The 7462-nt window shown below is 70.2% G+C and carries 8 protein-coding genes; 6 read left to right on the forward strand and 2 right to left on the reverse strand.

Features of this window, described 5'->3' with window-relative positions:
- The first annotated feature begins 93 nt into the window (after nt 1-93).
- From ACFWR9_RS28975 to ACFWR9_RS28985, 3 genes are read left to right on the forward strand one after another with little or no spacing between them, the layout of a single operon-like run.
- Nucleotides 94-1401 carry a M16 family metallopeptidase gene (locus tag ACFWR9_RS28975; RefSeq protein WP_383846970.1) on the forward strand — a complete coding sequence of 436 codons (1308 nt, stop codon included), beginning with the start codon at nt 94-96 and terminating at the stop codon, nt 1399-1401.
- A 26-nt stretch (nt 1402-1427) separates the two neighbouring features.
- Entirely contained in the window at nt 1428-2180 is a 753-nt protein-coding gene (gene dapB / locus ACFWR9_RS28980; RefSeq protein WP_383846956.1) for a 4-hydroxy-tetrahydrodipicolinate reductase, read from the forward strand.
- Between the two features lie 13 nt (nt 2181-2193).
- Nucleotides 2194-2649 (forward strand): hypothetical protein, encoded by a 456-nt coding sequence (locus tag ACFWR9_RS28985; RefSeq protein WP_383846972.1) that lies wholly within the window; start codon nt 2194-2196, stop codon nt 2647-2649.
- An 8-nt stretch (nt 2650-2657) separates the two neighbouring features.
- Here ACFWR9_RS28985 and ACFWR9_RS28990 read toward each other — a convergent pair whose 3' ends face one another.
- Together ACFWR9_RS28990 and ACFWR9_RS28995 are read right to left on the reverse strand one after the other, a co-directional pair.
- Complete coding sequence (locus ACFWR9_RS28990) at nt 2658-3212, reverse strand: hypothetical protein (protein ID WP_383846958.1); 555 nt, start codon at nt 3210-3212, stop codon at nt 2658-2660.
- A gap of 119 nt (nt 3213-3331) precedes the next feature.
- Nucleotides 3332-3571 carry a hypothetical protein gene (locus ACFWR9_RS28995; protein ID WP_383846960.1) on the reverse strand — a complete coding sequence of 80 codons (240 nt, stop codon included), beginning with the start codon at nt 3569-3571 and terminating at the stop codon, nt 3332-3334.
- Between the two features lie 176 nt (nt 3572-3747).
- Here ACFWR9_RS28995 and thyX point away from each other — a divergent pair, with 176 nt between their 5' ends.
- The 3 genes from thyX (at nt 3748) to ACFWR9_RS29010 (ending at nt 7423) form a co-directional block, all read left to right on the forward strand.
- Nucleotides 3748-4488 (forward strand): FAD-dependent thymidylate synthase, encoded by a 741-nt coding sequence (gene thyX, locus ACFWR9_RS29000; protein WP_383846961.1) that lies wholly within the window; start codon nt 3748-3750, stop codon nt 4486-4488.
- 197 nt (nt 4489-4685) lie between these two features.
- The gene (gene dapA / locus ACFWR9_RS29005) at nt 4686-5585 is read left to right on the forward strand and encodes a 4-hydroxy-tetrahydrodipicolinate synthase (protein ID WP_383846963.1); all 900 of its coding nucleotides are present in this window, start codon (nt 4686-4688) and stop codon (nt 5583-5585) included.
- Nucleotides 5586-5737: 152 nt separating this feature from the next.
- Nucleotides 5738-7423 (forward strand): ribonuclease J, encoded by a 1686-nt coding sequence (locus tag ACFWR9_RS29010; protein ID WP_383846965.1) that lies wholly within the window; start codon nt 5738-5740, stop codon nt 7421-7423.
- Nucleotides 7424-7462 lie beyond the last annotated feature (39 nt).

Raw genomic sequence — 7462 nt, forward strand, 5'->3', positions numbered from 1 at the left:
CTCCTGCATCTCAGATGGGGGGGGGCGCGAGTTTTCACACACACCCCCCCCCCCCCGCCCCGGCGGCGCGGCCCCCTCGCCCGTACCCAAACCCTGATCAAGGGCGAGCACGGCACCGGCACGGTCCGCAGGACCACCCTCCCGGGCGGCCTGCGCATCGTCACCGAGACCCTGCCCTCGGTCCGCTCGGCGACCTTCGGCATCTGGGCCCACGTCGGCTCCCGCGACGAGACCCCGGCCCTGAACGGCGCCACCCACTACCTGGAGCACCTGCTCTTCAAGGGCACCCGCAAGCGCAGTGCCCTGGACATCTCCGCCGCCCTCGACGCCGTCGGCGGCGAGATGAACGCGTTCACGGCGAAGGAGTACACGTGCTACTACGCACGCGTGCTCGACACCGACCTGCCACTGGCCATCGACGTCGTCTGCGACATGCTGACCGGCTCCCTGATCCAGGAGGAGGACGTCGACGTCGAACGCGGCGCCATCCTCGAAGAGATCGCGATGACCGAGGACGACGCGGGCGACTGCGTGCACGACCTCTTCGCGCACACCATGTTCGGGGACAACGCCCTCGGCCGCCCCGTCCTCGGCACCGTCGACACGGTCAACGCCCTCACCGCCGACCGCATCCGCCGCTTCTACAAGAAGCACTACGACCCCACCCACCTGGTGGTCGCCGCGGCCGGCAACGTCGACCACAACAAGGTCGTACGCCAGGTCCGCGCCGCCTTCGAGAAGGCCGGCGCCTTCCGGGAGCCGGTCGCCGACCCCGTCGCCCCGCGCGACGGACGGCGCTCCATCCGTGCCGCGGGCCGCATGGAGCTGATCGGCCGCAGGACCGAGCAGGCCCACGTCATCCTCGGCATGCCGGGCCTGGCCCGCAGCGACGAGCGGCGCTGGGCGATGGGCGTGCTCAACACCGCCCTCGGCGGCGGCATGTCCTCGCGCCTGTTCCAGGAGGTCCGCGAGAAGCGCGGCCTCGCCTACAGCGTGTACTCGTACACCTCGGGCTTCGCCGACTGCGGCCTCTTCGGCGTCTACGCGGGCTGCCGGCCCTCGCAGGTGCACGACGTGCTGAAGATCTGCCGCGACGAGCTGGACCACGTCGCCGAGCACGGCCTCACCGACGACGAGATCGGCCGCGCCGTCGGCCAGCTCCAGGGCTCCACGGTCCTCGGCCTGGAGGACACCGGCGCGCTGATGAACCGTATCGGCAAGAGCGAGCTGTGCTGGGGCGAGCAGATGTCCGTCGACGACATGCTGGCCCGGATAGCCTCGATCACGCCGGACGACGTCCGCGCGGTCGCCCGCGACGTCCTGGGACGGCGGCCCTCGCTGTCGGTCATCGGCCCGCTGAAGGACAAGCAGGCGTCCCGGCTGCACGACGCCGTCGCCTAACGATCCCCGGTAAGGAAGCAAGAGACATGAGCAAGCTGCGCGTGGCCGTCCTCGGAGCCAGGGGCCGGATCGGCTCCGAGGCGGTACGGGCGGTCGAGGCCGCCGAGGACATGGAACTGGTCGCGGCCCTCGGCCGGGGCGACAGCCTGGACACGCTGGCCGGCACCGGCGCCCAGGTCGCCGTCGAGCTGACCACCCCCGCCTCGGTGATGGACAACCTCGACTACTGCGTACGCCACGGCATCCACGCCGTCGTCGGCACCACCGGCTGGACCGACGAGCGCCTCGCGCGGCTGAACTCCTGGCTCGACGCCTCCCCGGAGACAGGCGTCCTCATCGCGCCCAACTTCTCCATCGGCGCCGTCCTGACCATGAAGTTCGCGCAGCTCGCCGCCCCGTACTTCGAGTCCGTCGAGGTCGTCGAGCTGCACCACCCGAACAAGGTGGACGCCCCCAGCGGCACCGCCACCCGCACCGCCCAGCTGATCGCCGAGGCCCGGCAGAAGGCAGGCTCCGCCCCGGCGCCCGACGCCACTGCCACCGCCCTGGACGGCGCCCGCGGCGCCGACGTCGACGGTGTCCCGGTCCACGCGATCCGCCTGCGCGGCCTGCTCGCGCACCAGGAGGTCCTGCTCGGCGGCGAGGGCGAGACCCTCACCGTCCGGCACGACTCCCTGCACCACAGCAGCTTCATGCCGGGCATCCTGCTGGGCGCCCGCAGGGTGGTCACCACCCCGGGCCTCACGTTCGGCCTGGAACACTTCCTGGACCTGAACTGAGCCCTTGACCCTCATGCGCGCGAAGATCTCCTACGTCATCACGGCCGCCGTCCTGGTCTTCTACTTCGTCCTGGTCGGCAGCCGCGGTGTGCTGCTCATCGAGACCGGCACCCTCCTCACCGTCACCTTTGGCGTCGCGGTGCTGATCCTGCCGGTCATCGGCCTGTGGTTCCTGTGGAAGAACACCCAGTTCGTCCGCAAGGCCAACCAGCTCGCCGCCGAACTCGACGCCGAGGGCGGACTGCCCGTCGACGAGCTGAAGCGCACCCCCAGCGGCCGTGTGGACCGGGGCTCCGCCGACGAGGTCTTCGCCCTGCGCAAGGCCGAGACGGAGGACGCCCCGGGCGACTGGCGCAGCTGGTTCCGCCTCGCCGTCGCCTACCACGACGCCCGCGACACCCCGCGGGCCCGCAAGGCCATGCAGCGGGCGATCGCCCTCCACGACGGCAAGCCCGTCCAGGCGGCCTGACCAGACGCTCAGGCCCGCCGGTACTCGGCGGCCCACTCCTCCACGGCGTCGGCCGCCCGGTCGAAGGCGCCCTCGCGGGCGAGGAAGTCGGAGTTGTGCGTGGTCAGCAGGGGCGGCAGCGGGTCCGTGGACCGGCCCTGCCGGACGAGGAGCAGCGCCTGCCCCTGCACGGTGCGCGGCAGCCCGAGCCAGCGCACCGGCTGCTGCACCGTGCGCATGCTGGCGACCTGCTGCCAGGCCACCGTGCGGGTGCTGAGGAAACTCACCTGACGCACGCCGTGCGCGCTCACCCACACGCCCATGCGCAGCATCCGCAGGGCGCAGGCGATGACGACGGCCGCGATGCCGAAGACCACGCCCGCCGAGGACAGCGTGCCCGTCGCGGCGATGATCACCGCCGCGAACAGCACGAACGAGGCGAGGAGCAGCATCACCGCCGCCGCCCCCACCCGCCAGGGCCCCGGCCGGTAGGGCCGGCGCCACAGGTCGCGGTCGTCGTACGGCAGCGCGACGTCGTCGGCCGCGTCGAAGGCGCGGTCGGCCGTCAGGAAGGGCAGGGGCACGGCTGGTCCTCACTCGTTCCATGGCAAGTGCTGTGCCCGGTGAGGCTACCGACCTGTGTCTGCGGTCACCACTCTCGGGGGCCCGGACGGGAGGTCGGCCCGACCGTCCCCCGGCCCGTCTAGCGCCCCTCGGACGCCTGTGACGGCTGCTTGTGCGGCGAGGGCTGGTCGGTCGACAGGGCGGGCATCCCGATCAGCAGGGAGCCCGCGATTCCGGCGACGACGGTGAGACCGAGCAGCCAGCGTCCGGCCTGCTGGCCGACGGACGCCCGCTCGCGGGGCGGGGGTGTGACATTGCTGCGGAACCTGTCGGCTTCGGCGACGAAGGCGAACGGCACGGGTTCACGCCGGCGGATCATGTAGCTGCGTCTCCTTTCGGGGACTGAGTGCTTCGCTGTTACTCATACAGACGAACGAACGCCCCCACAGGTGCCCTGTTTCACCGACTTCATTGCGGCACGGCAGCGAACGCCCGATTCCGAGGGGGCCGTAGAGTGGCCCCGCCAAGCGACGAGATGGGAAGGCCCTCCACACCGTGACCGACACACCCGCCGACGATTCCAAGATCGAACTCCGCAGCGACGTCACCGTCGAGCTGGTCAAGAGCAGCGCGACCGACTCCGACGTACTGTTCGCCGCCCGCGTCTCCACCGTCGGGGAGCAGTCCCTGGAGGAGCTGGACAAGGACCCGGAGCGCTCCAAGGGCCTGATCAACTACCTCATGCGGGACCGGCACGGCAGCCCGTTCGAGCACAACTCGATGACCTTCTTCGTCAGCGCCCCGATCTTCGTCTTCCGCGAGTTCATGCGGCACCGCGTCGGCTGGTCGTACAACGAGGAATCCGGCCGCTACCGGGAGCTCCAGCCGGTCTTCTACGTGCCGGACACCTCCCGCAAGCTGGTCCAGCAGGGTCGCCCCGGCAAGTACGTCTTCGTCGAGGGCAGCCCGGAGCAGTACGAGCTGGTGGGCGGCGCCATGGAGGACTCCTACCGCCAGGCGTACGCGACCTACCAGCGGATGCTCGCCGCCGGCGTCGCCCGCGAGGTGGCCCGCGCGGTGCTCCCCGTCGGCCTTTACTCCTCGATGTACGCCACCTGCAACGCCCGCTCGCTGATGCACTTCCTGGGCCTGCGCACCCAGCACGAGCTGGCGAAGGTCCCCTCCTTCCCGCAGCGGGAGATCGAGATGGTCGGCGAGATGATGGAGGCGGAGTGGGCCCGGCTCATGCCCCTCACCCACGCCGCCTTCAACGCCAACGGCCGCGTGGCGCCGTAGCGCGTCCCGAAGCCGGGCACACATGTGCGCATCAGCCGTGCGAAGTGTCCGTATTGCGGCGTTTGGAGAAGTTCATCTAGCCTGATCAAAGGGACCCGGCACTGCTTGAACCCCCGAGCAGGCAGTGCCGGGCTCCACATCCGTCCCGACAGGCCCTAAGGCAGACCCCGCCCTGAGCAACGAGTAGCGTGTAACCCATGGCTCCGACCTCCACTCCGCAGACCCCCTTCGGGCGGGTCCTCACCGCCATGGTCACGCCCTTCACGGCGGACGGCGCACTCGACCTCGACGGCGCCCAGCGGCTCGCCACCCACCTGGTGGACGCAGGCAACGACGGCCTGATCGTCAACGGCACCACCGGCGAGTCCCCCACCACCAGCGACGCGGAGAAAACGGACCTCGTACGAGCCGTACTGGAGGCGGTCGGCGACCGGGCCCACGTCGTCGCCGGCGTCGGGACCAACAACACCCAGCACAGCATCGAGCTGGCCCGCGCCGCCGAGCGCGCCGGAGCACACGGCCTCCTGCTGGTCACGCCGTACTACAACAAGCCCCCGCAGGAGGGCCTCTACCTGCACTTCACGGCGATCACCGACGCCGCGGAGCTGCCGGTCATGCTCTACGACATCCCCGGCCGCAGTGGCGTCCCGATCAACACGGAGACCCTGGTCCGCCTCGCGGAACACCCCCGGATCGTCGCGAACAAGGACGCCAAGGGCGACCTCGGCCGCGCCAGCTGGGCCATCGCACGCTCCGGCCTCGCCTGGTACTCCGGCGACGACATGCTGAACCTGCCGCTGCTCTCCGTGGGCGCGGTCGGCTTCGTCTCCGTCGTCGGCCACGTCGTCACCCCGGAACTGCGCGCCATGGTGGACGCGCACGTTGCCGGTGACGTACAGAAGGCACTGGAGATCCACCAGAAGCTGCTCCCGGTCTTCACCGGCATGTTCCGCACTCAGGGCGTCATGACCGCCAAGGCCGCGCTCGCCCTCCAGGGACTGCCCGCCGGACCGCTGCGCGCACCGATGGTCGGGCTCACGCCCGAGGAGACCGACCAGCTCGAGATCGATCTTGCCGCCGGCGGGGTACAGCTCTGACAACAGACTTCGTACCACCGCACGGCCGCACGGACTTCACAACTGAATAGGCGGGCCACCGGTGCCCGCACCCATACGACAACTGCTTCTGCACGAACGTCACGCGCGCCACGTGCCCACCGGTACGTGGCGCGTGTGGTGAGGAGAGTCTTTTGAGTCATCCGCATCCTGAACTGGGCCGGCCCCCGGCGCTCGCGAAGGGCGGCCTCCGGGTCACCCCGCTCGGCGGCCTGGGCGAAATCGGCCGCAACATGACGGTCTTCGAGTACGGCGGCCGTCTGCTGATCGTCGACTGCGGAGTGCTCTTCCCCGAGGAGGAGCAGCCCGGAATCGACCTGATCCTGCCGGACTTCTCGTCCATCCGGGACCGCCTCGACGACATCGAGGGCATCGTCCTCACCCACGGGCACGAGGACCACATCGGCGCCGTCCCCTTCCTCCTGCGCGAGAAGCCGGACATCCCGCTGATCGGCTCCAAGCTGACCCTCGCCCTCATCGAGGCCAAGCTCCAGGAACACCGCATCCGTCCGTACACCCTCGAGGTGGCGGAGGGGCACCGCGAACGCGTCGGCCCCTTCGACTGCGAGTTCGTCGCGGTCAACCACTCCATCCCGGACGCGCTGGCCGTCGCCATCCGCACCCCCGCGGGCATGGTCGTCCACACCGGCGACTTCAAGATGGACCAGCTCCCGCTGGACGGCCGCCTCACGGACCTGCACGCGTTCGCGCGCCTCAGCGAGGAGGGCATCGACCTCCTCCTGTCCGACTCGACGAACGCCGAGGTCCCGGGCTTCGTCCCGCCGGAGCGGGACATCTCGAACGTCCTGCGCCAGGTCTTCGCCGGCGCCCGCAAGCGGATCATCGTGGCGAGCTTCGCCAGCCACGTCCACCGCATCCAGCAGATCCTCGACGCGGCGCACGAATACGGCCGCCGAGTCGCGTTCGTCGGCCGCTCCATGGTCCGCAACATGGGCATCGCCCGGGACCTCGGCTACCTCAAGGTGCCGCCGGGCCTCGTCGTGGACGTCAAGACCCTCGACGACCTGCCGGACAGCGAAGTGGTCCTGGTCTGCACGGGGTCCCAGGGCGAACCGATGGCCGCGCTGTCCCGCATGGCCAACCGGGACCACCAGATCCGCATCGTCAACGGCGACACGGTGATCCTGGCCTCGTCCCTCATCCCGGGCAACGAGAACGCGGTGTACCGCGTGATCAACGGCCTGACCCGCTGGGGAGCCAACGTCGTCCACAAGGGCAACGCCAAGGTCCACGTCTCGGGCCACGCCTCGGCCGGCGAGCTGCTGTACTTCTACAACATCTGCCGCCCGAAGAACCTGATGCCGGTCCACGGCGAATGGCGCCACCTGCGCGCCAACGCCGAACTGGGCGCCCTCACCGGCGTCCCGCACGACCGCATCGTCATCGCCGAGGACGGCGTCGTCGTCGACCTCGTCGAGGGCAAGGCGAAGATCTCCGGCAAGGTCCAGGCGGGATACGTCTACGTCGACGGCCTCTCCGTCGGCGACGTCGGCGAGCCGGCCCTCAAGGACCGCAAGATCCTCGGAGACGAGGGCATCATCTCGGTCTTCGTGGTCATCGACTCGTCCACCGGCAAGATCACCGCGGGTCCGCATGTCCAGGCCCGCGGCTCGGGCATCGAGGACTCCGCGTTCGCCGCGGTGCTCCCCAAGGTGACGGAAGCACTGGAGCGCTCGGCGCAGGACGGGGTCGTCGAGCCCCACCAGCTCCAGCAACTGGTGCGCCGGACGCTCGGCAAGTGGGTCTCGGACACGTACCGGCGCCGGCCGATGATCCTCCCTGTCGTGGTGGAGGTCTGACGGGCCGTCGGATCTCCGGCAGCGTCAACCTGGAGCGGG

It is taken from the genome of Streptomyces sp. NPDC058534, assembly GCF_042717365.1.
In the GTDB taxonomy this organism is placed as follows: Bacteria; Actinomycetota; Actinomycetes; order Streptomycetales; family Streptomycetaceae; genus Streptomyces.